The sequence below is a fragment of the Amycolatopsis sp. NPDC058340 genome, from assembly GCF_042723975.1.
Taxonomy (GTDB): Bacteria; Actinomycetota; Actinomycetes; order Mycobacteriales; family Pseudonocardiaceae; genus Amycolatopsis.
In genome coordinates, this window is sequence record NZ_JBHXIB010000005.1 from 301,129 (window position 1) to 325,304 (window position 24,176).

Here is a 24,176-nt window from a genome sequence, read left to right on the forward strand (position 1 = left end):
CGGAGCCGCTGTCCGGGGTGTGGCTCGGGGAGCCGCCGGTGTCCGCCCGCGTGTGCGGGGCCGGGGAACCGCTGTCGGCGCGGGTGTTCGGGGTCGAGGAGCCGCTGTCGGGGGTATGGCTGGGCGAACCGCCGGTGTCCGCGCGGTTCGGGCTCGGCGAGCCGCCGTCCGACGCGCGGTTCGGGGTGCCGGAATCGCCGGGAGAGCCGCCGTCGGAGCGGGCGGCGCTGGGGGAACCGCCACCGTCGGGTGTTCCGCCGGAGTTTCCGTCCGAAGTGGACGGTCCCTCGCCGGTGCGGTTGGGGGAGCCGCCATCGGAGCGGGAAGACGGGCCGCCACCGTCGCCACCGCGGGTGGTGTTCGACGGGGTGCCGCCGCTGGAGCCGTCGTTCGGGCCGCTGCTGGTGTCGCCGGAGTTGCCGCCGCTGGAGCCGTCGTTCGGGCCGCTGCTGGTGTCGCCGGAGTTGCCGCCGCCGGATCCATCGCCGGAGCCGCTGCCGCTGCCCGGACCGTCGCCGTCCGGGCCGTCCCCGGAACCCGAGCCGGATCCGCCGCCGGACCCACCGGAACCGCCGCCGCTGCCGCCGCGCTGGATGAACCCGCCCGTCTTGATGTTCTTGGTGTTGATCACGTCCAGGCCGGTGACCTTGCCCGCGATCTTGCCGAAGATCTTGATGATCTTCTCGAAGACGTCGGCCAGCTTGCCGAGCAGCGGCGAGACCCGCCGCATCGCGTCGCACAGTTCCTTGAGCTTGTCGGCGATCTTCGCGGCCCACTTGGCGATCGCGGTGACGGCCTGCGCGACCACCACGGGCGTGCCGAAGCCGAGGGAGAACACCGTCTCCATGACCCACGCGATGAGCTTGCCGACCGCGTCCGCGATCAGCTGGCGGATGAATTCGCGGACGAACGCGACGATCTCGCCGAAGATCATCACGACGGTGCTGATCGCGCCCGCGACCGTCGCCGCGCCGCTGATCGCCTCGGCCTGTTCCGCGGCCTGCTTGCGGTACTGGTCGGCCGCCTCGCCCGTCCAGCCCGTCGTGCCGTTCTTGACCGCGTTCGAGAACTCGACCTGGGTGTCTTCCAGCTTCTTGGCGACGTTGCCCCAGGTTTCGGAGTACGACTGGATGACCGGCGGATCGCCGGCGACGGCGTCCAGCATGTCCTTCAGCGGCTGCATGTGTTCCATCAGGAACGAGGCCACCGACGACATCAGATAGCCGAACGGGTCGATCGCGGCGCTGGCGAGTTCGCCGGCGAGGCTCAGTACACCGAGCCCTCCGCCGATCCAGTCGCCGTTCGAGATGCCGTTGAAGGCGTCCATGGCCGACTCGGCGACACCGATGCCCGCCGCGTAGCCGTATTCGCTGTTCCCGGCCGTCAGCGGACCCGGGCCGTCACCATCCGTCGGCGCCTTCGCGACGAGCGGGTTTCCCTCGGGCATCAGTCGGGCACCTGCGCGTTCTTGAACTCGGCGGCGAAGTTCTCGTCCTGCGCCTGGTAGGCGTTCGACGCGGACCGCACGTTGTTCGCCACCGCCGTCGCGGCCTCCACGGCCTTGTTCAGCGCGTTGATGCCGAACTCCTCGACCGGGTCGAGCATCATCCGGAACGGCTGGCAGATGATGCCGTACGCGTCGGTCGGCATGCTCACCTGCTGCGCGGCGTCGACCGCCGTGCGCAGGCCGTCGGCGATGCCGTCGATCTGCTTTGCGTGCGCGTCGAGGTCGGCGCCGAGCTCAAAACCCTTGCCTGCCATGGTTTCTCCCCTCTACCAGGCCGGATGGACGGCTACGAAAGAATGCTGCCGCCGAAGTCGTCGTCATCGTCGTCCTGCGTGCGGCGGCGGCGCGGGATCGGCTTCGGCTGAGGTGGATTCTGGGGCGGGTTCGCCTGCGTGGGCGGCGAGGGCTCGTCCTCCTCCGGGCCGAAGCGGTGGTGCCGCTCTGGCTCCGGCGGCGCGAGATCCTCCTCCGGCGGAGCTTCCGGGAAGGTGCTCTGCGCTTCCGCGATCACCCTGTTCGCCGTCTCGTCGGTGGTGCCGACGGTCTCGGCCATCGCCGCCTGCAGCAGCTCCGGGATCCGCGACTGCGCGAGCTGCACGAGGCGCATGACCTGGGACGAGACCTCCGCCATCCGTTTGCCGCTCGCGGCTTCGGAGATGACGAGGTTCGTGAGGAGGCCCTTCGAGTCGACCGTGACCTCGATGGTGTTGTCCTTCGACCGCTCGGTCACGGTCTGGCCCTGCATGCGGGCGGCCATCGCCTGATAGCGCGCGGCGGTCTCCTGGATCTGCTTCGTCCAGTTGTCCACCATGCGTTCGCTGGCGTCGACGTTGTCCGGCATCGGGACCCTTCCAAGCTGCGTGCTGACGTCTTCACACTGACGGTCCGGAGAGGCGTCCGGTTCCGGGTGCGTTCGAAGTTTAGTTCCCATCCGGTGTACCACCCTCCGCCGACAAAGTCGGGCCCGTCACGCAGCGAAAGGGCCCTTCACCACACGAAGTGCGATGAAGAGCCCTTTCACGCCCTGCGAACTGCCGGGGTCAGAGGTTGCCTCGGCGCTCCTGCTCACGCTCGATGGCCTCGAACAGCGCCTTGAAGTTGCCCTTGCCGAAGCCGAGCGAACCGTGCCGCTCGATGAGCTCGTAGAACACCGTCGGGCGGTCGCCGATCGGCTTGGTGAAGATCTGCAGCAGATAGCCGTCCTCGTCGCGGTCGACCAGGATGCGGTGCTCCTTGAGCTTCTCGATCGGCACCCGGACCTCACCGATCCGCGCGCGCAGCTCCGGGTCGTCGTAGTAGGAATCCGGGGTGTCGAGGAACTCGACGCCCGCGGCGCGCATCGCCTTCACCGTCGCGACGATGTCGTTGGTGGCCAGCGCGATGTGCTGGCAGCCCGCGCCGCCGTAGAACTCGAGGTACTCGTCGATCTGCGACTTCTTCTTCGCGATCGCCGGCTCGTTGAGCGGGAACTTGACACGGTGGTTGCCGTTGGAGACCACCTTGCTCATCAGCGCCGAGTACTCGGTCGCGATGTCGTCGCCGACGAACTCCGCCATGTTCACGAAGCCCATGACGCGGTGGTACCAGTCGACCCAGTAGTCCATCTTGCCGAGTTCGACGTTGCCGACGCAGTGGTCGACGGCCTGGAACAGCCGCTTCGGCGCGCCTTCCGGGCGGACGACGCTGCTCTCCCGCGGCTCGTAGCCGGGGAGGTAGACGCCGGTGTACTTCGACCGGTCGACCAGCGTGTGGCGGGTCTCGCCGTAGGTCGCGATCGCGGCGACGCGCACGGTGCCGTGCTCGTCGGAGACGTCGTGCGGCTCCTCGAGGACGGTGGCGCCCTGTGCGCGGGCGTGCTCGATGCACCGGTCGACGTCGGCGACCTCCAGCGCGAGGTCGATGACGCCGTCGCCGTGGCGGCGGTGGTGATCGAGCAGCGGGGAGTCGGGCTTGACGCCGCCGGTGATCACGAAGCGGGCCGAGCCGGACTTCAGCACGAACGACTTGCGCTCGAAGTTCCCGGTCTCCGGGCCGGAATACGCGACGAGCCGCATGCCGAACGCGACCTGGTAGAACCACGCGGTCTGCGTGGCGTTGCCCGCGATGAACACCACCGCGTCCATCGACTTCACCGGGAAGGGGTCGGTCGAAGAGTCGTGGTCGACGAGGCCGACGAGCTGACGCAGCTGGTCGTAGCTCACGTCGTCAAGAGCACCCTGGGGTTCCACTGTGTGCGTCATGCCCTGAAGCATCCGAGCGCGTGACAAAATGTGCAACGGTCAAAGATTTCACTGCGCACTATGACCAGTCGATGAGGGGTACACGCGGTCAAAGTGGACAACCTGTTCAGGAGGTAGGCCCGATGTCGGAAGCGCTCGACGCACTGGACGCGCGGCTGCTGCTGTTGCTCACCGACTCGCCCCGGCTCGGTGTGCTCGAATGCGCCCGCCGTCTCGGCGTCGCGCGGGGCACCGTGCAGGCGAGGCTGGACCGCCTGACCGAACGCGGGATCCTCGGCGGGTTCCCGCCCGAACTCGACCTCGCGGCGATGGGATACGGCCTCACCGCGTTCGCCGTACTGGAGATCGCGCAGGGCCGCCGGGCCGAGGTCGCGGAGGCGCTGTCCGCCATCGACGAGGTCTGCGAGGTCCACGCGACGACCGGGCAGGGCGATCTCTTCGTGCGGATGGTGGCGCGCAACAACGACGACCTGCAGCGGGTGGTGGACGAGGTGGTCGGCGCGCCGTACGTGCGGCGGACGTCGACGTCGATCGCGTTGTCGACGCCGGTTCCGCCGCGCGTACGGCCGCTGCTGGAACGGCTGGCGCGGAGCTAGCGGGCGGGGCGCAGGCGGCTGACGTCGCGAAAGCCACTTTCGCGACGTCAGATGTCCCGAAAGTGGCTTTCGCGACACCGACGGAGTCGGTCGTGAGCGCCCCGGCTGGCGCAGAGCTAGCCCACCTGGCTCAGATACCGCTTCGCCGACCGCTGGACCGCCTCGTGCCCGTCGGTGCGGATGATCGCGTCCCACCAGGCGCCGTAGATCGCCTCGAACTCGTACGGTTCGAGCATCTCGGCGGCGCGGCGGACGACCTCGGGACGTTCCGGGATCAGGTTCGGGTAGCTGTACATCATGCCGACGAAGCGGCGGTCGGGGATGACCTGCAGGATGTCGCCCGAGAGCACCGCGCCGCGGCCGTTCTCGCCGTCCGGCCAGTGCAGCACGGTCCCGCCGGCGAAATGCACGCCGAGGTTGATCAGCCGCAGGTCGGGGGCGACGTCGAGGGTCGCGCCGCTCCACAGCTTGATCGACGGATCCGGCCTGCCGATCCACTGCCGGTCGCCTTCGTGCAGGTAGACGGGCGCGTCGAAGGCGTGGGCCCACTCGACCATCGTGGTGTAGTAGTGCGGATGGCTGATCGCGATGCCGGTGATCCCGCCGAGTTCGCGGACCTTCGCGACCAGATCGTCGTCGATGTAGCCCGCGCAGTCCCACAGGAAGTTGCCGGATCCGGCCTTGACCAGCAATGCCCGCTCGCCGATGGCGAAGTTGGGCGTGGAGCCGACCCCGATGAGGCCGGGGCCCTGCTCCTCGACGCGAGCCGTGTACGTCCCGCTCGCGCGGACGGTGTTCAGATCGGTCCACCGCTGACCGGCCTGCGGGACGTACTGACGTTCGTCCTCGCAGATCGGGCAGTCGGACCTGGGTTCCGCGTACTGCATGCCGCAGGCGACGCAGATGGGTAGCTCGCTCATGGTTCCCTCCAGAATTCTCCGGAGGTCACGCTAACGGCTCATATGCGCGCCCGGCCATATCGGGCCGGGCGCGCGGGAGGCTCATTTGCCGGTGTACGGCACGGCCTTGACGAGGGTCACCTTCTGGATGCTGCCGTTGGGCAGCTCGTACTCGCGGGTCTCGCCCTCTTTGGCGCCGAGCAGCGCCTTGCCGAGCGGCGACTCCGGCGAGTAGACGTCCAGGTCACCCTCGGTGCCCTCTTCACGGGTCGCCAAGAGGAAGTTCTCGTCCTCGTCGTCGCCGTCGTAACGCACGGTGAGGACCTTGCCCGGTCCGGCGCTGCCGTCGTTGGCGGGCGGCTCGCCCACCTTGGCCGAGCGGAGGAGCTCCTGGAGGTGGCGGATACGGGCCTCGTGCTGGCCCTGTTCCTCACGGGCGGCGTGGTAGCCGCCGTTCTCCTTGAGGTCGCCCTCTTCCCGGCTGTCGTTGATCTTCGCAGCGATGACCGGGCGGAGCTCGATGTAGTGGTCGAGTTCCTGCTTGAGCCTGTCGTAGGCATCCTGGGTCAGCCAGGTCACCTTTGTGTCGCTCACGGTCACCATCTCCTAGTAGGGCCTGCCAGGCTTGGGTGTACAAGCCGGCCACCGGACCGGCATGGCGCGCCGGCCTGGCTGAGATAAAGGAAAAACACGGCCCGTCTTGGGCCGTGCCGGTAGATCAGAGTAACACGGCGCGAGGTATCGCCGCCGGTGGAATTCGGTCGCGCCTCGGCGTTGGGCGCCTGTTTCACCCCGTTGGCCGCTATGGCCTTGACAGGTACCGTGGTACGTCGTATGAGCATCCGAAGATATCAGCCGTGACCGGCTTTCCGATGCTCTTGATGGTGGTCGTCACCCGGCTGTTCTTCGAACCAGGCTGAACGAGGACCTCTTTACGGCCGCTTTCCGCGCCGGCCTTGTCGCGGACCCGGACGACGCAGACGCCGGGACGGTTCACATCGTCCCTGGTCACGTTGATGGTGATCTCCATCGCGTCCCCCGGCTTCTCGTCGAACGAGACGCGTTCGCCCTCGATGGGCGCGCTGCCGAAATTCGTGTACGCGACATAGGCGATCCCGCCGCTGACCAGCAGTGCGATCACGCCGAACACCAGCCGCCGCCAGCGGGCGGGCTTCGCGGCACGGGTCTTGCCGTACCGGCCTTCGGGCACGTCCGTCCGGGTGTTTTCCGCGGTGGGAGCGTCCTGTCCCGTGCTCAACCCGGGCCTCCCGGTTGGTGTCGTCGTGCTCGCAGGGACAATGGGGTCGTATGCGAGTGGTTCCCCTCGAGTATCCGCGCCCGGCCGGGCGGGCCGTCAGGCAGGGTCTGGAGGGGAATAGGGAACGAGAAGGGGACGTTCGGAGCATGGTGTCTGCCGAAGAACCGCCGAAGTCACGCCTCCGCCTGATGGCGGTGCACGCGCACCCCGACGACGAGTCGAGCAAGGGTGCCGCCACCATGGCCAAGTACGCCGCCGAGGGGCACGAGGTCATGGTCGTGACCTGCACCGGCGGCGAAGCGGGCAGTGTGCTGAACCCGGCCATGGACCGTCCCGAAGTACTGGCCAACATGACCGAGATCCGCCGGGAGGAGATGGCCCGCGCGGCCAAGATCCTCGGTGTGAGCCACACCTGGCTCGGGTTCGTCGACTCGGGCCTGCCCGAGGGCGACCCGCTTCCCCCGGTCCCCGAGGGCTCGTTCGCGGTCATCCCGCTCGAAGAGTCCACCGGTGCCCTGGTGAAGGTCATCCGCGAGTTCCGCCCGCACGTGATCGTCACCTACGACGAGAACGGCGGGTACCCGCATCCCGACCACATCCGCACGCACGAGATCTCGGTCGCGGCCTTCGACGCCGCGGGCGAGGCGGACCGGTACCCGGACGCGGGCGAGCCGTGGCAGCCGATGAAGCTGTACTACGTGCACGGGTTCTCGCGCGCCAGGATGACCGTGTTCCACGAGGGCCTGCTCGCGCGCGGCCTGGAGTCGCCGTACGAGGAGTGGCTCAAGTCGTGGGACCCGGACAAGGCCGACGTCATGGAGCGGGTGACCACCCGCGTCGAATGCGGCGAGTACTTCGAGCAGCGTGACGAAGCGCTCAAGGCGCACGCCACCCAGATCGACCCGAACAGCCGCTGGTTCGCCGTCCCGCGCGACCTGCAGCGCGAGGTCTGGCCGACCGAGGAGTACGAGCTGGTCCGCTCACTGGTGGACAGCACCCTGCCGGAGGACGATCTGTTCGCCGGCTTGAAGGAGGGCTAGATGAGTTTCGTGGTGCCGGCGTTCGCCGTCATTCCGGTGACGGTGTCGTCGCAGTTCCTGGCGCAGCAGCCCGGCAACGGCGACAACGGCGGCCAAGGTGAGGACTTCGGCAAGTCGTCGCCGGTGGGTTTCCTGATCCTGATCCTGTTCTTGATCGCCGTCGCGCTGCTGGTGCGGTCGATGACCAAGCACCTGAAGCGGCTGCCGGAGAGCTTCGACGAGCCGGAGGCGCCCGAGGCTCCGAAGGCCGGCGCGGAGGAGCCCGCGGCGAAGACGGAGAAACCGACCGCCAAGTCCGACTGACGCCTCGTGAGTGGCAAGGACGGTTCTAACCGTCCTTGCCACTCACGAGCCGAAGCGCGTCAGAAGCGCGTCAGAGGCGCGGGTCGACCGGATCCGACTCCAGCGCCAGCACGGCGAACACGCATTCGTGCACCCGCCACAGCGGCTCGCCCCGCGCCAGCCGCTCCAGCGCCTCCAGCCCCAGCGCGTACTCCCGCAGCGCCAGCGCCCGCTTCCGGTTGAGACCCCGCTTCCGAAGACGCGAAAGGTTCTCCGGCAGCGTGTAGTCCGGCCCGTAGATGATCCGCAAGTATTCGCGCCCGCGCACCTTCACTCCCGGCTGAACCAGCCCGCGCGCGCCACGGGTCAGGTTCGCCGCCGGTTTGACGACCATGCCCTCCCCGCCCGCGCCGGTCAGCTCAAGCCACCATGCGACGCCGCGCGCCACGGACGCCGGGTCGGTCGTGTCGACGGCCAGTGTCCGTGTGCGCGTGAACAGGTCGCCGGTGAGCCGGTCCAGCAGCGAAAGGTGCCACTCGTGCGGCCGGTCGTGGTACGCGTGCCCCTCCGACGCCAGGATCTGGAACGGCGCCAGCCGGACGCCGTCGAGGCCGTCGGTCGGCCAGCAGTACCGCCGGTACGCCTGCCGGTACGCGTCCACAGTGGACTCGCGAGTCCTGGTGCGCGCCAAGAGTTCCGACACGTCGATCCCGCGGGCGGCGGCCGTGTCCAGTGAAGCGACGGCGGCGGGCAGCACCGATTGCGCCGCCGCGCCCACAGCCGCGTACTGGCCCGAGATCAGCGACCCGGCCTTCGCGCTCCACGGCAGCAACTCCGTGTCGAGCAGCAGCCAGCCGGTGTCCAGTTCCTCGAACAGGTCCGACGCGGCTTCCCGCACACCGGCGAGCAGTCGCGCGTTCTGTTCCGGCGTGAAGAACGGCCGCCCGGTGCGGGTGTAGACCGCGCCGGAGCCCTGGATCCCGAACCGCGCGGGAGCAACGTCGTCGTCACGGCACACGAGCACGACGGCGCGCGAGCCCATGTGCTTCTCTTCGCACAGGACGTGATCGACACCCGCCGCGCGGAACTCGGCGAAGGCCTCCTCGGGGTGTTCGAGGTAGCCGTCCACGTCGGACGTCGAACACGGTGCCATGGTCGGCGGCAGGTACGGCAGCCAGCGCGGGTCGACGGCGAAGCGGCTCATCACTTCGAGCGCCGCCGCCGACTGTTCGGCGGAGATCCCGATCCGGCCGTGGTGCCGGGTCTCGACGATCCGCTTCCCGGTGACGTCGCCCAGTTCCAGCACCGCGGGCTCGCGTCCGCCCAGCGGCCGCGCCGGTTCGAGCGGACGTGACGGCTCGTACCAGACCTTCTTCGCCTTCACCGAGACGACTTCCCGCTCCGGGTAACGCAAAGCGGTCAGCTTGCCGCCGAACACACAGCCCGTGTCGAGACACATCGTCCCGTTGATCCACTCCGGCTCCAGTGTCGGCGTGTGTCCATAAAGGACCGTTGCCTTCCCTCGGTAGTCCCGCGCCCACGGCAGCCGCACCGGCAGGCCGTACTCGTCGGTCTCGCCGGTGGTGTCGCCGTACAGCGCGGTGCTCCGCACCCGGCCGGACGCGCGTCCGTGGAACTTCTCGGGCAGGCCCGCGTGCGCGACGACGAGTTTGCCGCCGTCGAGGACGTAGTGCGCGATGAGTCCTTCGCAGAAGGCATGCGCCTTCGCGCGGAAGTCCTCGTCCTGCGCGGAAAGCTGCTCCAGCGATTCCGCGAGGCCGTGCGTGGTCTTGACGTTGCGTCCGTTCAGCGCGCGGACGAGTTTCTGTTCGTGGTTCCCGCAGACGACCAGCGCGCTGCCCGCCTCGGCCATCGCCATCACCCGCCGCAGCACGCCCGGCGTGTCGGGCCCGCGGTCGACGAGGTCGCCGACGAACACGGCGGTCCGTCCCTCCGGGTGCACGCCGTCGACGTACCCCAGTTCGGTGAGCAGCTCGTCCAGTTCCTCACGGCAGCCGTGGACGTCGCCGATGACGTCGAACGGTCCGGTCAGGTCGCGACGGTCGTTGCGCAGCGGCTCGACGACGATCTCCGCTTCGGCGATCTCGGCCTCGCTCCGCAACACGTGCACGCGGCGGAAACCCTCGCGTTCCAACGACTTCAGCGAGCGGTGCAGTTCGCCGCGCTGACGCCGGACGACGTGCTCGCCGAAATCGCGGTCCGGCCTGGCCTCGTTGCGTTCCTGGCAGACCTTCACGGGTAAGTCCAGCACGATCGCCGTCGGCAGGACGTCGTACTCCTTCGCCAGCTTCAGCAGGCTCGCCCGCGACGCGCGCTGGACGTTCGTCGCGTCGATGACGGTGATCCTGCCCGCTTCGAGCCGCTTCGCCGCGACGTAGTGGAGCACGTCGAAAGCGGCCCCGGAGGCGCTCTGGTCGTTCTCGTCGTCGGCCACCAGGCCGCGGAAGTAGTCGCTGGACAGCACCTGAGTGGGCGCGAAATGCGTCCGCGCGAAGGTCGACTTGCCGGAGCCGGAGGCGCCGACGAGCACGACGAGGGACATGTCGGGGATGGTCAGTTTCATGCCACGGCCTCCTTCCGAGACGTGAAGACCGCCATTTGGGTCGGCGGTCCTGATTCCTGGGACTCCTGTCCCACAGGGAGGTGTCGGACGTCGTAGCCGCGCCGTGCCGCGACGCCATCGGCCCACGTGCGGAACTGCTCGCGTGTCCACTCGAAACGGTGGTCGGCGTGCCGGAACCGGCCTTCCTCGAGGAATTCGAAGTGCCGGTTGTACTCGGCGTTCGGCGTCGTGACGAGCACGGTCCGCGGCGCGGCGACCCCGAACACGGCGTGCTCCAGCGCGGGCAGGCGCTCCTCGTCGACGTGCTCGATCACCTCCATCAGCACGGCCGCGTCGTATCCGGCCAGCGACGGATCCGCGTAGGTCAGCGCGGACTGCTTCAGGGTGATCCGTGTCTTGTCCTTCAGTCGCTTGTCGGCGATGTCGAGCGCGCTCGCGGAGACGTCGACACCCACGATCTCCGTGAACGACGGCTCCTTCTGCAGCACACGCAGCAACGCGCCACCACCGCAGCCGAGGTCGAGCACGCGCCGTGCGCCCGCCGCCCGGAGTGCCGCGAGCACACTGCCCTGGCGCTGGACGGCCAGCGGTTCCGGCCGGTCCGGCTGCTCGGTGACCCGGGCTTCGGCTTCGGCCGGCACGTCGTCCGCTTCGGCGAGCCGGTCGAGCGCGTACGAGACGATCGGGCGGCGTCGTTCGAGGTACCGGTTGGTGATCAGGTCGCGTTCCGGATGCCCGGCGAGCCAGCCTTCGCCGGCGCGCAGCAGCTTGTCCGCTTCGTCCTGGCCGATCCAGTAGTGCTTGTCGCCGTCGAGCGCGGGCAGCAGGACGTACAGGTGCCGCAACGCGTCGACGACGCGCTGGGTGCCGGTCAGCCGGAGATCGACGTAGCGGGAATCGCCCCACTGCGGGAACTCGGGGTCGAGCGGGATGGTCTTCGCTTCGACCTGCCAGCCGAGCGGTTCGAACAGCTTGTGGACGACCTCGGCGCCGCCTCGCGCGGTCAGCGACGGGACGTGGATCTCCAGCGGGAGGCGTTCGTCGACCAGCTCCGGCCGGTTCGCGCACCGGCCCGCCAGCGCCGTGGTGAAGGCCGCCCGCAGCGCCACCGCCAGATACGAGCCGCCCGCGTACGGGCGGTCGTTGACGTACTGGGTCAGCGACGTGCCACCGCCGCGAACGAGGTCGACCGGGTCGATTTCGACCAGCAGCGCGACCGTGCAGCGTTCGCCGGCCGCCTCCGGGTAGAAGACGTGCGCCGTCCCGGCCGAGAGCGTGAGCGATTGCGCCTTCTCCGGATGTTTGTGCAGGAGAAAGCCGAGGTCGGTGGCCGGGTTCCGGGTGGTGGTCATGGTCAGGAGCACCCGGAGAGTGTCGCGCAGACGGCCGTTCTGCGCCCCCGCTTTTCCGCATGCGACCCTGATGACATGTCGAATCGCCTGAAGGCCGCGACCAGTCCGTACCTGCTGCAGCACGCCGGGAACCCGGTGGACTGGTGGCCATGGGGCGAGGAGGCGCTGGCCGAGGCGAAACGGCGGAACGTGCCGATCCTGCTCTCGGTCGGCTACGCCGCTTGCCACTGGTGCCACGTCATGGCGCACGAGTCCTTCGAGGACGAAGCCACCGCGACGCTGATGAACGCGAACTTCGTCAACATCAAGGTGGACCGCGAGGAGCGTCCGGACATCGACTCGGTGTACATGGCGGCCACGCAGGCGATGACCGGGCAGGGCGGCTGGCCGATGACCTGTTTCCTGACGCCGGAGGGGGAGCCGTTCCATTGCGGCACCTACTATCCGCCGTCGCCGCGCCCGGGGATGCCGTCGTTCTCGCAGCTGCTCGTCGCGGTCGCCGAGGCATGGGGCGAGCGCCCGGACGAGCTGCGTACCGGCGCGCGGCAGATCATCGCCCACCTCACGGAGAAGAGCGGGCCGCTGCCCGAGTCCGTTGTGGACGGTGCCGCGCTGGACGCCGCGGCCGCCACGCTGCGCAAGGAGTTCGACACCGGGAACGGCGGATTCGGGGGAGCGCCGAAGTTCCCGCCGACGATGGCGTTGAACTTCCTGCTCCGCCACCACGAACGCACCGGTTCCGGCCTCGCCATGGTCGAGCACACCGCCGAGGCGATGGCGCTGGGCGGGCTGAACGATCAGCTCGCGGGCGGGTTCGCGCGGTACTCGGTCGACGCGCGCTGGGAAGTGCCGCATTTCGAGAAGATGCTGTACGACAACGGTTTGCTGCTGCGGTTCTACGCGCAGTTCCACGGCGTGACCGGGCACGGGTACGCGCGGCGAGCGGTCGAGGAGACCGCGGAGTTCCTGCTGCGCGACCTCGGGACGGCCGAAGGCGGTTTCGCGGCGTCGCTCGACGCGGACACCGATGGCGTCGAGGGGCTCACCTATGTCTGGACGCCCGCGCAGCTCGCCGAAGTGCTCGGCAAGGAGGACGGCGCTTGGGCGGCCGAGCTGTTCCAGGTGACCGAACAGGGCAATTTCGAGCACGGCGCCTCGACACTGCGGCTGCGTGAACCGCATCCAGAGGACGAAACACGGTACGAGCGGGTCCGTCGTGCGCTGCTGGCCGCCCGTGACGAACGCCCCCAGCCCGCCCGCGACGACAAGGTGATCGCCGCGTGGAACGGCCTCGCGATCGGCGCGCTCGCCAAGGCGGGCTCGCGGCTTGATCGTCCACAGTGGATCGAAGCGGCGGCGCGCGCGGCGGCTTTCCTGATGGACACTCATTTCGTGGCCGGACGCCTGCGCCGGACCTCCCGCGACGGCGTCGTCGGCACGACGGCCGGGGTGCTGGAGGACTACGCGTGCCTCGCCGAGGGACTGCTCGAACTCCATCAGTCGACCGGGGAACCGCGGTGGCTCGCCGACGCCGTCTCCTTGCTGGACCTCGCGTTGGCCCATTTCGGTGTCCCGGACTCGGCGGGTGCCTACTACGACACGGCCGACGACGCGGAAGTCCTGGTGCAACGGCCTTCCGACCCGACCGACAACGCGAGCCCGTCGGGCGCCTCGGCCTTGGCGAACGCCTTGCTGACCGCGTCCGTGCTGGCCGGGCACGATCAGGCCGGCCGCTACCGCGAGGCGGCCGAACAGGCGCTCGCCCGCGCGGGACGGCTCGCCGCCCACGCACCGCGGTTCGCCGGGCACTGGCTCACCGTGGCCGAAGCCGCCGCGGCGGGCCCGGTGCAGGTCGCCGTCGTCGGCCCGGATGCCGCTTCACGCGCGGATCTGCTGGCCGCGGCGGTCGCGTCGTCGCCGGACGGCGCCGTCGTCGTGAGCGGGACACCGGACGCGGACGGCGTGCCGCTGCTGGCCGATCGGCCGCTCGTCGACGGCGCCGCCGCCGCATACGTGTGCCGCGGGTACGTATGCGAGCGCCCGGTCACCACCGCGGACGAGCTGCGGTCTCAGCTCACCAGTCCCACGCCATAGGGGCGAAAGCGCCGCCACCGGTCTGCGGCGCCCCGACCGGCTTCACCGCGACCTGAGGCTTCGGCTTCGGTTTCGGCGTGGTCTTGGTGGGTTTCGGCGGCTTCGTGGTGCTGGACGGCGGGACCCCCGTCACCGTGAACGTCCGGGTCGACTTGCGGCCATCGGTGCATTCGAGGGTCGCGACGTACTTGCCGGGTGTCTTCACCACGCGTCCGTACCCGCCGTACTTCCCGAAGTTCCCGCCGATGGTCCACCCGATCGGCTCGGCGAGCCCCGGCGAGGTCACCGGGCCTTCCGGGACACAGCCGCCCGCGCCCGCCCTGGTTTCGGCGTAGATCTGCTCGCCCGGCCCGAGCGGGCTCGGGCCGAGGTACCAGCTGGGATCGGTGGTCGCCGCGGCCGGCGCGATCACCGCCAGCTGGGCGGCTCCGAGCACGAGAGCGCCGATCATGGCCTTCTTGAGCATGAGGTTCCCCTTCCTCGTCCACTGCTGGTGGGAACACGTCCGCGCAGGTCATCAGGTTGCCCCGGGTTTTCGCCGGGGGAGAACACGCGTGAATATCGGTCGTTGCGCGCGTAGCGTCGGTAGCGTTGTAATTGTGTAATCACGGAGGTGAGGCGTATGGGACGCGGAAGCTGGAAAGGCCGGGGCGGCTGGCAGCAGGCGGACATCCCGGCGGCGGACGACGCGGCCGCGTGGTTCGGCGGCAGGCTCCCGGAGGGCTGGTTCACCGGAGACCCCGAGGTCACGGTGGATCGCGAAGAGATCGTCATCGTCGGTGAACTCCAGCCCCTCACCGGGGAATACGCCGACGACGCCGCCCGCGCGGCGGCCGAGGACGGCCGGATCAGCCGGTTCCGCGAGGAGACCCGCGACGCGCGGATCGAGATCGCGCGCCAGGCCGAGCATCGTTATCAGCGCAAGGTCGCCTGGGGTGCGAGCCTCGGCGGCACGCGGCACCTGTTCACCACGCATTCGGCGCCGGTGATGACCAGGCTGCGGCAGCCGGAACGCCTGGTACTCGACACCCTCGTCGACGCGGGCGTCGCGCGGTCGCGGTCGGAGGCGCTCGCCTGGGCGGTCCAGCTGGTCGGCGAACACGCGGACGCCTGGCTCGCCGAGCTCCGGGAAGCGATGACCAAGGTCGACGATCTCCGCTCACAGGGACCGGATCTTTCCTGAGGCAGGGGTCCGCCCGTAGAGTCGGGATTCCGCCGTCTTCACCGAAGTCAACTTGCGAAAGAAGGCGTCATGGACGGCAGATTCTCCCGGCGTCGGCTGATCAAGGGCGGTCTCGTGGTGGCCGCGAGCCCACTGCTCGCGCCCACCGCCTCGGCGGCCCCCGCCCTTCCCTGGCCCGCGGCCGAAGCCATCGTCGCGCGGACGAAACGGCCGGTCTTCCCGGACCGGACGTTCCCGGTGCTCGATTTCGGCGCCAGGGGTGACGGGAAGACCGACGACACCGCCGCGATCAGGAAGGCGATCGAGACCGCCAACGCGCGCGGTGGCGGACGCGTCGTGGTGCCGAAGGGCACCTTCGTCACCGGTGCGGTGTACCTCAGGAGCAACGTGGACCTGCATCTCGCGGCGGGCGCCGTACTCGCTTTCGGTTCCGACGCCTCGAAGTTCCCGAACGTGCTCACCCGCTACGAGGGCATCGAGTGCGTGAACCGGTCGCCGATGATCTACGCGTACAAGGAAACCAACATCGCCGTGACAGGGAAGGGCGTCCTCGACGCGGCGGGTACGGCCTCCTGGAACAAGGGCAAGGACCGCGAATACCTGGAATCGCTGGTGGCCAAGGGAATCCCGCCGGAGAAGCGGATCGTTCCCGGCTCCGGGCACGCCATGCGCTCCACGTTCGTCGAGCCGTACTCGTGCGACACCGTGCTCATCGAAGGGATCACGCTGAAGAACCCGATGTTCTGGCAGCTGCATCCCACGCTCTGCCGGAACGTCACGATCGACGGCGTCCGCACCGACGCGAGCACCGCCCGTTCCAACACCGACGCCTGCGATCCCGAGTCCTGCGACCACGTCGTGATCGTGAACTCCCACCTCGGCGCGCACGACGACAACGTCGCGCTGAAATCGGGCCGGGACGCCGACGGCCGCAGGATCGGCGTGCCGTGCCAGAACATCGTCGTCGCGAACTGCGTGATGGACGGGAACTGGGGCGCGATCACCTGTGGCAGCGAACAGACCGGCGGCATCCGGAACGTCTACGCGTACCAGCTTTCCGTCACCGGCGAGACGAAGTACGGACTGTACGTCAAGTCGAACACCTTGCGCGGCGGGTTCACCGAGAACGTCAACCTCGCTCAGGTCTCCGGCACGTTCGCCCGCTCGGTCGTGTACGTCCTGCCGGATTACAACGGACAGACCGACGCGCACGTGCCCCGGTTCGGGCCGTTCACCCTCAGCCGTTCCACCGGTACGAAATGCGGGCGAGCGGCGTTCGACGTCCGGGGGTTGCCCAGCTCACACGTTCGGGGGCTGCGGGTGAGCGATTGCCGCTTCGACGGCGTCGCGAACACGGCGAACACCTTGGAACACGTCGACGACCTGCGATTCGAGAACACGACGATCAACGGGGAACCGGTCTGATTCGTCCTGCGCTTCCCCATGCGGTGCGGCAGGCTTGGCGAAGTGGACACACCAGGACTTCCCGCGAAGATCGACCCGGACGTGCTGGCCACCGTCCTCGATGGACGGTGGGCCGGGCTTCGCCGCGCGGTGCGCGAGCAGATGGCCGCGGAGGACTTCAAGGACCCGGTCGACGTCGGCACCGAAGCGCATCGCGCCCAGGTGCTCGAATGGCTGCGCAAGCTCGCCGAAACCGACCGCCCTGGCCTCGGCTTCGACCCGGCGTACGGCGGTGGCGGCGACGTCGGCGGCGCGTTGACGTCGTTCGAGATGCTGGGCTTCGGCGATCTCTCGCTGATGGTGAAGGCCGGTGTCCAATGGGGCCTGTTCGGCGGCGCCGTGCAGCTGCTCGGCACCGAACGCCACCACGAGCGCCATCTGCGCGCGATCAAGGATCTGGAGCTGCTGGGCTGTTTCGCGATGACCGAGCACGGCCACGGCTCGGACGTCCAGCATCTGCGCACCACCGCGACCTACGACCCGGCGACGCGCGAATTCGTCGTGCACACGCCGGACCGGGGCGCGATGAAGGAGTACATCGGCAACGCCGCCCGCGACGGCGAACTCGCGGTGGTGTTCGCGCAGCTGATCACCGGCGGCGAGTCGCGCGGGGTGCACGCGTTCCTGGTGCCGATCCGCGGCGAGAAGGCGCGCGGCGTCGAGATCGAGGACTGCGGCCGCAAGGCGGGCCTCAACGGCGTCGACAACGGACGGCTCACGTTCGACCAGGTGCGGATCCCGCGCGAGGCGCTGCTCAACCGCTTCGGCGACGTCGCCGAGGACGGGACGTACACGAGCCCGATCGAGAGCGACGGCCGCCGGTTCTTCACGATGCTCGGCACGCTCATCCGCGGCCGGGTCAGCGTCGCAGGCAGCGCCGGCAGCGCGACGAAACGCGCGCTGGCGCTGGCCATCCGCTACGGCGAGCGGCGGCGGCAGTTCGCGCGGCCCGGCGGCGAGGAGGTCGTGATCCTCGACTACCGCGCCCACCAGCGGAAACTACTGCCCGCACTGGCGACGTCGTACGCGCTGCACTTCGCGCAGGAAGGGCTCGTCTCGAAGCTGCACGACATCGCCGAGGACGCGCCGGAGGAAGAGCAGCGAGAGCTGGAATCGCGTGCCGCCGGGATCAAGGCCGTCTCGACCTGGCACGCGACGGCGACCATCCAGGCGGCCCGGGAGGCCTGTGGCGGCTCCGGCTATCTATCGGAGAACCTGCTTGCCGGGCTGAAGGCCGACACGGACGTCTTCACCACCTTCGAGGGTGACAACACCGTGCTGCTGCAGCTGGTCGCGAAGGGCCTGCTGACCAGCTACAAGGACCACTTCGAGGATCTCAGCCCGCTCGCGACCGCGCGGTTCGTGGCGGAGCAGCTCGTCGAGGCCGTCATCGAACGGACGTCCGCCCGCAAGGTCATCGAGCGGCTCACCGAAGCCGACGACGGCGACGTGCTCTTCTCGCGCGAATGGCACCTGAAGCTGTTCGAAGACCGCGAAGAACACGTACTCGGTGGCGTCGCGCAACGCCTGCGTAAGGCGGGCTCGGACCCCTTCGGCGTCTTTAACGACGCGCAGGACCACGTGCTGCGCGCCGGACGAGCGCATGTCGACCGGGTGGTGCTGGAAGCGTTCGTCGACGCCATCGAACGCTGTGCCGACGCGGAGGCCCGTGAGCTGCTGGAGCGGGTCTGCGACCTCTACGCGCTCGCGAACATCGAGGCGGACCGGGGCTGGTTCCTCGAACACGGACGCCTGACCTCGGGGCGCTCGAAGGCCGTCACCGCCGCGGTGAACGCGTTGTGCGCCGACCTGCGGCCGCACGCGCGGACCCTCGTGGACGCGTTCGCTATCCCCGAGCAGTACCTAGCGGCTCCGATGCTGCGGGACTGACCCCGGCGCGCTGCTCGGCGAGCTCGGCCCGCAACGCCTTGACCTCGCGGGTCAGCTCGTCGAGATGCTCGCGGGTCACGGCCTGCGCGGTCTCGTCGGCCTCGGTCACCCGGCGGATCAGCCACGACGCGAGCGTCGCGGTGACCACACCGAGCAGGGCGATCCCGGCCACCATCAGCCCGACCGCGACGATCCGGCCGGTGCCGCTGACGGGATAACGGTCGCCGTAGCCGACCGTGGTGATCGTCGTGATCGACCACCACACCGCGTCCGGGAAGTCGGTGATCGGCGCGTCGGGCGCGGTGCGTTCGGCGTCGAGGACGGCGAGCGCCGAACAGAACACGATGAGCGCCGTCGCGCCCACCGTGTACACCACGACGCGGCCGCGCAGCGACAGGCCGGCGTTGCGGTTGAGGACGTTGAGCACCGTGACCAGCCGGAGCAGCCGCAGCTGCCGGATCAGCGGGAGCACGATGATCAGCAGGTCGAAGAGGTTCTTCTTGAGGAAGTCACGTTTGTCCGCGGCGTGTTTGAGGCGGACGCCGTAGTCCAGGGCGAAGACGCCCCACGCGAGCCACGTGACGACCTCGCACCAGACCCGGCCGGTATGCCCGAGCGAGGGCTGGAGGATCGGCCAGGCGTACGCGGCCAGGAACAGTACGGCGGCGGCGTTGAGCGGCCACTCCATCCGCTTTTCCCACATCGGAAGTCTCCTCACCTGGCCTTTCCCAGGTGCGTACGTTAAGCGATGTCGAGGGCCGTTCCATAGAGTTTGTCGGTTTTGAGGGTGATGTAGAGCCTTCGTTCGCCTTCGGGTGTTCGCGTGACTTCGGAGAGTTCCGCTTTTCCTTCCGCGACAGCGAATTTCCAGTGGTCGGCGCTGGAGACGTAAAGGGAAGCGGTCGGGTTGTTGCGGAGCTGCTTGACCTTGAGGCGGTCTTCGGTCGTGCTGATCCGGATCTCGCGCGTCTCCGGGTCCCACGTGTAGACGACGGTGGAGAGGTGCGGGCGTCCGTCGCGCTTGAGGGTCGCGAGAGCGCCGAAGGTGTGTTCGGCGATGAAGTCGGCGAGGGCCGCGTCGTCGAGGCGGCGGGGCGGTGCGTTCTTGGCCATGGGGCGATCATGGCTCCTCGGCCGAGACGCCGGAAGAAGGCACTTTCTTGTGCCAGAGGGAACACGCTTGTGTCCGTCCTGGTCACGGGGTCTCGGGACGCTCACTCCGGTGATCGAGTTTCCGCCGCGCAACTGCTGTACTCGGCCGATCGACCTTGTGAGGAGGCGACATTGCCTGTTCGGGTTGTCGCCGAAGGAAACGGCTGGTCCGCGTTCATCCCGGGCGTCCCAGTGGCAGTGGATGGGGAATCCTTCGACGAGACGATGTGCGAGTTGGTCGATGCGCTACGGGTGTATGCCGAGGACTGGCAACTGAGATTGCGAGATGCTCCGAACCATCGGGACAACCATGGTCTGGTTCAGCTGATCAAAAGAAGCGACGAGGATCAACTGCGCGACTGGCTCTCATTGGTCGCGAGTGGCGATTCGGGTTCTAGTCAAGGGTGTCTTGGCTACCTTCCGGCTGCCGCCGGTCTCAGGCTGACGGTCTGTGAAGGTTGTGGGGGTGTCGCGAAAGACGCTTTCGCGACATGATCGCCGGTGGCTTCGCGTGATCGGACGGACGGCACGTGTGATCCGACGGACGACACACGTGACCAGACGGACGGCACGCTCACGCGAAGCCTTCGCCGTGAGTCGTCCATCCAGACACACGTGCCGTCCGTCGGATCACGTGTGTCGTCCATCCAGTCACACAAGACCGCCAGCACGTACCCAGGACACGGTTCGCCACTCACGACCAACGCGAGCTAGGCGTACATCGCCAGCCAGATCGCGATGTAGTGCGAAACCGCCGCGAGAACCGTGCAGGCGTGGAAGTACTCGTGGTACCCGAAGGTGTCGGGGAAGTGGTTCGGCCACTTCACCGCGTAGAACACCGCGCCCAGTGTGTAGAACAGGCCGCCGACGCAGAGCAGGACGAGCGCCGCGACGCCGGCGTGCGTGGCCAGTTCGGGCAGGACGAAGACGGCGACCCAGCCCAGCGCGATGTAGATCGGCACGCCAAGCCAGCGTGGCGCGTTCGGCCACAGCATCTTCAGGGTGACGCCGCCGATCGCGCCGCCCCACACGATCGCGAGCACGATGTACCCGGTCGGCTGGGACATGGCCAGAAGGGTGAACGGCGTGTAGGTGCCGGCGATGAACAGGAAGATCATCGAATGGTCGGCGCGCTTCATCCATTCGTATGCTCGTGGGCTCCACAAGCGACGGTGGTACAGCGCGCTGACGCCGAAGACGCCGAGGACGGTCAGGCCGTAGACCGAAGTGGACAAAGCGGCGATACCCGACACAGTGGACGCCGCGAGACTGATGAGGGCCGCGGCTCCGGCGACAGCGCCGAAGAAGGACCAGAAGTGGATGTGCCCACGCAATCGAGGACGCGTGTCCACCAAGGGCGCGGGGCCGGACGGCTGGGGTTCGGTCGCAACGCTCACTCACTCAGGTTACGGCACCGTAGGTTTTTCGCCAGTGTCCGTGGCGCGTCCCACTGGGGCCCGTGGGGTGACTAGTCTCCACTGGCGTGAGTCTTCGGTCCTTCTTGTCAGACGTCGTGTACAGCGCCTACGGCAGGCGCCTGATCCAGCAGGCCAAGGGGCGCCATCCACGCCACATCGCCATCATGCTGGACGGCAACCGCCGCTGGGCGCGCGAAGCGGGCTTCACGGACGTCGCCGACGGCCACCGGGCCGGTGCCAAGAAGATCGCCGACTTCCTGAGCTGGTGCAACGAGGCCGACGTCGAGGTCGTCACCATGTGGCTGCTTTCGACGGACAACCTCGGCCGCGCGGCCGAGGAGCTCAGCCCGCTGCTGAAGATCATCACCGACGTCACCGACGAGCTCGCCGCGCCGCACACGCCCTGGCGGCTCCGCATCGTGGGAGCCCTCGACCTGCTGCCGCCGGAGGTCGCGAAGGCCCTCAGCGCGGCCGCGGAGCGCACGGAGGGGCGCACCGGGATGGAGGTCAACGTCGCGGTCGGTTACGGAGGGCGTCAGGAGATCGCCGACGCGGTCCGCAAACTCCTGCTCCAGCACGCCGACGAGGGCACCTCGATCCGCGAGCTCGCGAAGATCCTGGACGTGGACCATATTTCCGAACACATGTACACGTCGGGCCAGCCCGATCCGGATCTGATTATCCGTACCTCGGGTGAGCAGCGGCTTTCCGGATTTCTGCTCTGGCAATCGGCGCATTCTGAATTCTGGTTCACCGAAGCTTATTGGCCCGCATTCCGCCGGGTCGATTTCCTCCGTGCCATGCGCGATTACGCGTGGCGGCACCGGCGCTTCGGTTCCTGACCGGTGACATGACGAAGGCCCCGGCGTGCACTCCGGGGCCTTCGACGTCGTCACTGAAGATCAGTGGTTGTGCTCCAGCGAGTGGATGATCAGCGCCGGGGTGGTGGCGATGCCCGTGTAGGCACCCGCGACCAGCGAAGCGGCACCGTAGCCCAGCGCGCCGCCACCCTCGATGAAGGTGTTGTAGGCGTCGCCGAACGTCGGGTCCGGGGTGCCGGAGGTGTCGCCGGTGGCGGCGAACGCGGTCCCGCCGGCCATCATGATGCCCGCGGCGACGGCGGAAACGAAAGCAGCCTTCTTCAGCACTTCGCACTCCTTGATAGAGATGTTCAGGATCGGGGGCACCGAATCCGGTGGGGGTGTCCCGCAGTGAGAAAATTACTCGCTATTCAGGATTTGTGACCGTCTCGTAAGCCCATTGTGTGAGGCGAAAAAGGCGCGTTTCACTCGGTCCGGTTCTCTGTCTCGGTCACAAAATGCGGCCCGCTACCAAGCGTGGTAGAACCCTCGATCCCATCAGGTGAGCGCCCTGCGTCGCGTTAATCCGTCCGGGTCGCATCGACGAGCGTCCCTGAATGGAGATCATCACTACGCACGGTGACGGTGACCAAGCGTCGGTGTCACGCGACCGACAGTGAGATGACGGTTTGGCGAATCACCGTGGTGGCTGCCTGCGCGATCGGCCGGACGCAGGTACCTTCCGGAAGTGAGGGTTCGCGTCCCATGCGGACTCTCGCGGGAGGCCCTGGTCGTGGCGGTTGTCGACAGGGCGGCTCAGCCGCCCAGTGGATGCACGAGGGGGCCGGCACCCGGCCCTCGTGGCCGTGCCGACTGACGCGGAGAGCGTCAGAAGGAGCGGTTAGCCAGGGAGGTGCCCGGCCCAGCGAGTGCGGGCGTGGTGCCACGCCCACGAGGGAGATGCCGTCGTGACTGCGCAGCGTTCACCCCGCAAGGCCTCTGGCCGTTCTTCGACCGGTGCCTCTGGCCCGGAGAAAGCCTCGATCTCGCCCGAATCCCAGCGGTCCACTTACGTGCTCGACACGTCGGTCCTGCTCTCTGACCCCTGGTCGGTGACCCGTTTCGCCGAACACGCGGTCGTGCTCCCGCTGGTCGTCATCAGTGAACTGGAGGCGAAACGTCACCATCCCGAACTGGGGTGGTTCGCGCGCGAAGCGCTCCGCATGCTCGACGACCTGCGTCGTCAGCACGGCAGGCTCGACGCGCCGATCCCGATCGGTGAGCACGGCGGCACCCTGCAGGTGGAGTTGAACCACTCCGATCCCACGGTGCTCCCGGTCGGCTTCCGCACCGACTCCAACGACCACCGCATTCTCGCCTGCGCGCTCAATCTGGCGGCGGAACGCGCGTCGGTCACGCTGGTGACCAAGGACATCCCCTTGCGTGTCAAAGCGGGCGCCGTCGGTCTCGAAGCCGACGAGTACCGCGCGCAGGAGGTGACGCCCTCGGGCTGGACGGGGATGGCGGACGTGGACGTCCCGCAGACCCTGGTCGACGCGCTGTTCAGCGGGTCTTCCGTTGATCCGGCGGAGTTCGGGATGCCCGAGGTCGGTGAACTGCCCTGTCACACCGGGTTGAGGCTGCTCGCGGGCAGTTCGAGCGCGCTGGGCAGGGTCACCGCGGACAAGCGGATCCGGCTCGTGCGCGGTGACAAGGAGGCGTTCGGGCTGCACGGCCGGTCGGCCGAACAGCGGGTGGCGCTGGATCTCCTGCTGGACTCCGACGTCGGCATCGTCTCGCTGGGCGGACGGGCCGGGACGGGAAAGTCGGCGCTCGCGCTCTGCGCGGGGCTGGAGTCGGTGATGGAACGCCGCCAGCACCGCAAGGTGGTCGTGTTCCGGCCGGTGTACGCGGTCGGCGGCCAGGATCTGGGCTACCTGCCCGGTTCCGAGAGCGAGAAGATGCAGCCGTGGGCGCAGGCGGTGTTCGACACCCTCGGCGGGCTGGTCAGCCAGGACGTCCTCGACGAGGTCTTCGACCGCGGCATGCTCGAAGTGCTTCCGCTGACCCATATCCGCGGCCGGTCGCTGCACGACACGTTCGTCATCGTCGACGAGGCGCAGTCCCTGGAGCGCAACGTGCTCCTGACCGTGCTTTCGCGGCTGGGCACGGCTTCGCGGGTGGTGCTCACGCATGACGTCGCGCAGCGCGACAACCTGCGGGTCGGGCGGCACGACGGCGTTTCGGCGGTGATCGAGAAACTCAAGGGGCATCCGCTGTTCGCGCATGTCACGCTGACCCGTTCCGAGCGTTCGCCGATCGCGGCGCTCGTCACCGAGATGCTGGAGGACCACGGCTAGCCACCTGCCATGAACGGGCCGTTCCTTGCGAATTTCGCAAGGAACGCCCCGTTCATG

Annotated in this window: 23 protein-coding genes and 1 pseudogene; 10 read left to right on the plus strand and 14 right to left on the minus strand. The window is 68.5% G+C overall.

Annotation, left to right across the window (positions count from 1 at the left end; genetic code table 11):
• From ACFWIW_RS09690 to hppD, 4 genes and pseudogenes are all read right to left on the minus strand, one after another.
• Window positions 1–1,447 (minus strand): annotated as a pseudogene (locus ACFWIW_RS09690) (hypothetical protein); the annotation flags it as partial.
• Window positions 1,447–1,761 carry a type VII secretion target gene (locus tag ACFWIW_RS09695; RefSeq protein WP_016337203.1) on the minus strand — a complete coding sequence of 105 codons (315 nt, stop codon included), beginning with the start codon at window positions 1,759–1,761 and terminating at the stop codon, window positions 1,447–1,449. The gene ACFWIW_RS09695 and the pseudogene ACFWIW_RS09690, both read right to left, overlap by 1 nt.
• A 32-nt stretch (window positions 1,762–1,793) precedes the next feature.
• Window positions 1,794–2,348, minus strand: coding sequence for a YbaB/EbfC family nucleoid-associated protein (locus tag ACFWIW_RS09700; RefSeq protein WP_378368017.1), 555 nt, complete (start codon window positions 2,346–2,348; stop codon window positions 1,794–1,796).
• A 199-nt stretch (window positions 2,349–2,547) separates the two neighbouring features.
• Complete coding sequence (gene hppD / locus ACFWIW_RS09705; RefSeq protein WP_378368018.1) at window positions 2,548–3,747, minus strand: 4-hydroxyphenylpyruvate dioxygenase; 1,200 nt, start codon at window positions 3,745–3,747, stop codon at window positions 2,548–2,550.
• 122 nt (window positions 3,748–3,869) lie between these two features.
• Here hppD and ACFWIW_RS09710 point away from each other — a divergent pair, with 122 nt between their 5' ends.
• Window positions 3,870–4,343 (plus strand): Lrp/AsnC family transcriptional regulator, encoded by a 474-nt coding sequence (locus ACFWIW_RS09710; RefSeq protein ID WP_038508367.1) that lies wholly within the window; start codon window positions 3,870–3,872, stop codon window positions 4,341–4,343.
• A 116-nt stretch (window positions 4,344–4,459) separates the two neighbouring features.
• On the opposite strand, the gene ACFWIW_RS09715 is transcribed toward ACFWIW_RS09710, so the two are convergent.
• The 3 genes from ACFWIW_RS09715 to ACFWIW_RS09725 form a co-directional block, all read right to left on the minus strand.
• Entirely contained in the window at window positions 4,460–5,263 is an 804-nt protein-coding gene (locus ACFWIW_RS09715; protein ID WP_378368019.1) for an MBL fold metallo-hydrolase, read from the minus strand.
• Between the two features lie 81 nt (window positions 5,264–5,344).
• Entirely contained in the window at window positions 5,345–5,845 is a 501-nt protein-coding gene (gene greA / locus ACFWIW_RS09720; RefSeq protein WP_016337198.1) for a transcription elongation factor GreA, read from the minus strand.
• Window positions 5,846–6,044: 199 nt separating this feature from the next.
• Window positions 6,045–6,500, minus strand: a complete 456-nt coding sequence (locus tag ACFWIW_RS09725) for a DUF4307 domain-containing protein (RefSeq protein WP_378368020.1) — start codon at window positions 6,498–6,500, stop codon at window positions 6,045–6,047.
• Between the two features lie 146 nt (window positions 6,501–6,646).
• Here ACFWIW_RS09725 and mca point away from each other — a divergent pair, with 146 nt between their 5' ends.
• On the plus strand, window positions 6,647–7,540 hold the full coding sequence (mca, locus tag ACFWIW_RS09730) for a mycothiol conjugate amidase Mca (protein ID WP_378368021.1): 894 nt from the start codon (window positions 6,647–6,649) through the stop codon (window positions 7,538–7,540).
• The gene (locus ACFWIW_RS09735; protein ID WP_378368022.1) at window positions 7,541–7,843 is read left to right on the plus strand and encodes a hypothetical protein; all 303 of its coding nucleotides are present in this window, start codon (window positions 7,541–7,543) and stop codon (window positions 7,841–7,843) included.
• Window positions 7,844–7,913: 70 nt separating this feature from the next.
• Here ACFWIW_RS09735 and ACFWIW_RS09740 read toward each other — a convergent pair whose 3' ends face one another.
• Together ACFWIW_RS09740 and ACFWIW_RS09745 are read right to left on the minus strand one after the other, a co-directional pair.
• Window positions 7,914–10,406: a polynucleotide kinase-phosphatase gene (locus ACFWIW_RS09740; RefSeq protein ID WP_378368023.1), complete on the minus strand. Its 2,493-nt coding sequence runs from the start codon at window positions 10,404–10,406 to the stop codon at window positions 7,914–7,916.
• Window positions 10,403–11,770, minus strand: coding sequence for a 3' terminal RNA ribose 2'-O-methyltransferase Hen1 (locus tag ACFWIW_RS09745; protein ID WP_378368024.1), 1,368 nt, complete (start codon window positions 11,768–11,770; stop codon window positions 10,403–10,405). Before ACFWIW_RS09745 ends, ACFWIW_RS09740 begins: the two co-directional genes overlap by 4 nt.
• A 63-nt stretch (window positions 11,771–11,833) precedes the next feature.
• Between ACFWIW_RS09745 and ACFWIW_RS09750 the strand changes: the two genes are divergently transcribed.
• Window positions 11,834–13,852: a thioredoxin domain-containing protein gene (locus ACFWIW_RS09750; RefSeq protein ID WP_378368025.1), complete on the plus strand. Its 2,019-nt coding sequence runs from the start codon at window positions 11,834–11,836 to the stop codon at window positions 13,850–13,852.
• Here the strand turns inward: ACFWIW_RS09750 and ACFWIW_RS09755 are convergent.
• The gene (locus tag ACFWIW_RS09755; protein ID WP_240599758.1) at window positions 13,833–14,318 is read right to left on the minus strand and encodes a hypothetical protein; all 486 of its coding nucleotides are present in this window, start codon (window positions 14,316–14,318) and stop codon (window positions 13,833–13,835) included. The genes ACFWIW_RS09750 and ACFWIW_RS09755 overlap by 20 nt on opposite strands.
• Before the next feature lie 156 nt (window positions 14,319–14,474).
• Between ACFWIW_RS09755 and ACFWIW_RS09760 the strand changes: the two genes are divergently transcribed.
• From ACFWIW_RS09760 to ACFWIW_RS09770, 3 genes are all read left to right on the plus strand, one after another.
• On the plus strand, window positions 14,475–15,035 hold the full coding sequence (locus ACFWIW_RS09760; protein ID WP_378368026.1) for a hypothetical protein: 561 nt from the start codon (window positions 14,475–14,477) through the stop codon (window positions 15,033–15,035).
• Window positions 15,036–15,104: 69 nt separating this feature from the next.
• A complete protein-coding gene (locus ACFWIW_RS09765; RefSeq protein ID WP_378368027.1) occupies window positions 15,105–16,460 on the plus strand; it encodes a glycoside hydrolase family 28 protein in 1,356 nt (451 codons plus the stop codon).
• A gap of 42 nt (window positions 16,461–16,502) precedes the next feature.
• Window positions 16,503–18,389, plus strand: coding sequence for an acyl-CoA dehydrogenase (locus ACFWIW_RS09770; RefSeq protein ID WP_378368028.1), 1,887 nt, complete (start codon window positions 16,503–16,505; stop codon window positions 18,387–18,389).
• Here the strand turns inward: ACFWIW_RS09770 and ACFWIW_RS09775 are convergent.
• Together ACFWIW_RS09775 and ACFWIW_RS09780 are read right to left on the minus strand one after the other, a co-directional pair.
• Window positions 18,346–19,092 (minus strand): potassium channel family protein, encoded by a 747-nt coding sequence (locus tag ACFWIW_RS09775; RefSeq protein WP_378368029.1) that lies wholly within the window; start codon window positions 19,090–19,092, stop codon window positions 18,346–18,348. The two genes, ACFWIW_RS09770 and ACFWIW_RS09775, sit on opposite strands and share 44 nt — an antisense overlap.
• Before the next feature lie 38 nt (window positions 19,093–19,130).
• Window positions 19,131–19,502: a pyridoxamine 5'-phosphate oxidase family protein gene (locus tag ACFWIW_RS09780; RefSeq protein WP_378368030.1), complete on the minus strand. Its 372-nt coding sequence runs from the start codon at window positions 19,500–19,502 to the stop codon at window positions 19,131–19,133.
• A 69-nt stretch (window positions 19,503–19,571) separates the two neighbouring features.
• Here ACFWIW_RS09780 and ACFWIW_RS09785 point away from each other — a divergent pair, with 69 nt between their 5' ends.
• Window positions 19,572–20,036, plus strand: coding sequence for a type II toxin-antitoxin system HicB family antitoxin (locus ACFWIW_RS09785; protein ID WP_378368031.1), 465 nt, complete (start codon window positions 19,572–19,574; stop codon window positions 20,034–20,036).
• 215 nt (window positions 20,037–20,251) lie between these two features.
• Here ACFWIW_RS09785 and ACFWIW_RS09790 read toward each other — a convergent pair whose 3' ends face one another.
• Window positions 20,252–20,893: a hemolysin III family protein gene (locus ACFWIW_RS09790; RefSeq protein ID WP_191255633.1), complete on the minus strand. Its 642-nt coding sequence runs from the start codon at window positions 20,891–20,893 to the stop codon at window positions 20,252–20,254.
• Between the two features lie 131 nt (window positions 20,894–21,024).
• Between ACFWIW_RS09790 and ACFWIW_RS09795 the strand changes: the two genes are divergently transcribed.
• Complete coding sequence (locus tag ACFWIW_RS09795; RefSeq protein WP_061986121.1) at window positions 21,025–21,801, plus strand: isoprenyl transferase; 777 nt, start codon at window positions 21,025–21,027, stop codon at window positions 21,799–21,801.
• Between the two features lie 60 nt (window positions 21,802–21,861).
• On the opposite strand, the gene ACFWIW_RS09800 is transcribed toward ACFWIW_RS09795, so the two are convergent.
• Entirely contained in the window at window positions 21,862–22,107 is a 246-nt protein-coding gene (locus ACFWIW_RS09800; protein WP_378368032.1) for a hypothetical protein, read from the minus strand.
• Between the two features lie 725 nt (window positions 22,108–22,832).
• Between ACFWIW_RS09800 and ACFWIW_RS09805 the strand changes: the two genes are divergently transcribed.
• Window positions 22,833–24,119, plus strand: coding sequence for a PhoH family protein (locus ACFWIW_RS09805; RefSeq protein WP_126737523.1), 1,287 nt, complete (start codon window positions 22,833–22,835; stop codon window positions 24,117–24,119).
• Window positions 24,120–24,176: the final 57 nt, after the last annotated feature.

What these genes read in the sequence shown, in the direction of transcription:
- ACFWIW_RS09755 (WP_240599758.1), bottom strand. Translation starts at nt 14,318, where the DNA reads ATGCTCAAGAAGGCCATGATCGGCGCTCTCGTGCTCGGAGCCGCCCAG.
- ACFWIW_RS09735 (WP_378368022.1), top strand. Translation starts at nt 7,541, where the DNA reads ATGAGTTTCGTGGTGCCGGCGTTCGCCGTCATTCCGGTGACGGTGTCG.
- greA (WP_016337198.1), bottom strand. Translation starts at nt 5,845, where the DNA reads ATGGTGACCGTGAGCGACACAAAGGTGACCTGGCTGACCCAGGATGCC.
- ACFWIW_RS09760 (WP_378368026.1), top strand. Translation starts at nt 14,475, where the DNA reads ATGGGACGCGGAAGCTGGAAAGGCCGGGGCGGCTGGCAGCAGGCGGAC.
- ACFWIW_RS09740 (WP_378368023.1), bottom strand. Translation starts at nt 10,406, where the DNA reads ATGAAACTGACCATCCCCGACATGTCCCTCGTCGTGCTCGTCGGCGCC.
- ACFWIW_RS09750 (WP_378368025.1), top strand. Translation starts at nt 11,834, where the DNA reads ATGTCGAATCGCCTGAAGGCCGCGACCAGTCCGTACCTGCTGCAGCAC.
- ACFWIW_RS09695 (WP_016337203.1), bottom strand. Translation starts at nt 1,761, where the DNA reads ATGGCAGGCAAGGGTTTTGAGCTCGGCGCCGACCTCGACGCGCACGCA.
- ACFWIW_RS09715 (WP_378368019.1), bottom strand. Translation starts at nt 5,263, where the DNA reads ATGAGCGAGCTACCCATCTGCGTCGCCTGCGGCATGCAGTACGCGGAA.
- hppD (WP_378368018.1), bottom strand. Translation starts at nt 3,747, where the DNA reads ATGACGCACACAGTGGAACCCCAGGGTGCTCTTGACGACGTGAGCTAC.
- ACFWIW_RS09780 (WP_378368030.1), bottom strand. Translation starts at nt 19,502, where the DNA reads ATGGCCAAGAACGCACCGCCCCGCCGCCTCGACGACGCGGCCCTCGCC.
- ACFWIW_RS09765 (WP_378368027.1), top strand. Translation starts at nt 15,105, where the DNA reads ATGGACGGCAGATTCTCCCGGCGTCGGCTGATCAAGGGCGGTCTCGTG.
- ACFWIW_RS09775 (WP_378368029.1), bottom strand. Translation starts at nt 19,092, where the DNA reads ATGTGGGAAAAGCGGATGGAGTGGCCGCTCAACGCCGCCGCCGTACTG.
- ACFWIW_RS09700 (WP_378368017.1), bottom strand. Translation starts at nt 2,348, where the DNA reads ATGCCGGACAACGTCGACGCCAGCGAACGCATGGTGGACAACTGGACG.
- ACFWIW_RS09710 (WP_038508367.1), top strand. Translation starts at nt 3,870, where the DNA reads ATGTCGGAAGCGCTCGACGCACTGGACGCGCGGCTGCTGCTGTTGCTC.
- mca (WP_378368021.1), top strand. Translation starts at nt 6,647, where the DNA reads ATGGTGTCTGCCGAAGAACCGCCGAAGTCACGCCTCCGCCTGATGGCG.